Annotated in this window: 1 pseudogene; it reads left to right on the forward strand. The window is 74.6% G+C overall.

From position 1 onward, the window contains the following. Positions 1-665, forward strand: a pseudogene (locus tag ACYVJ4_RS18495) (hypothetical protein); the annotation flags it as partial.

Consider the following 665-nt stretch of genomic DNA (forward strand, 5'->3'; position numbering starts at 1 on the left):
CGACCTCGCGTCGTCCGACCTGCGTGGCTACAGCATGATGCGCTCGGGTCGGTTGCCCCGCAACGGTTCTGAGGCCGTGGTGTCGCCCTGGATGGCGGCGCACGGCTTCGGCGTCGGGAAGGACGTGGAGGTCACGGACCACGCCGAGGGCGAGACCGGGAAGCAGGCCACCGCTCGCGTCGTGGGCGTCGTCGTGGTGCCGTCGGTCTTCGACGAGGCGCTGGTCGTCGCGCCACCGGGTGCGGCCGTGCTGGGAGTGCCGGACGGCGACGTCAACCACACCTACCTGGTGCGGGGCGCCCAGCCGATCAGCTGGACGCAGGTGCGCGAGCTCAACCAGCACGGGCTGGTCGTCACCTCGCGCACGGTGGTCGAGCACCCGCCGGCCGACTGGGAGCGGACGCTCACCGACCCCGAGCAGCTGGGCATGACGGGGTCCGGCAGCAACGGCGACCGGGCCGTGCTGGTGATGGTCGTCTTCTCGATCGTCCTCGAGGTCGTGCTGCTCGCCGGTCCGGCCTTCGCGGTCGGCGTGCGGCGCCAGCGGCGCCACCTCGCACTCGTGGCCGCCGCCGGGGGGACGGCGCGCGACGTGCGCCGGGTCGTGCTGGCCCAGGCGTTGGCGACCGGTGCGCTCGCCGCCGCCGTCGCCGCCGCCGCCCTCG

The organism is Angustibacter peucedani (assembly GCF_054779595.1).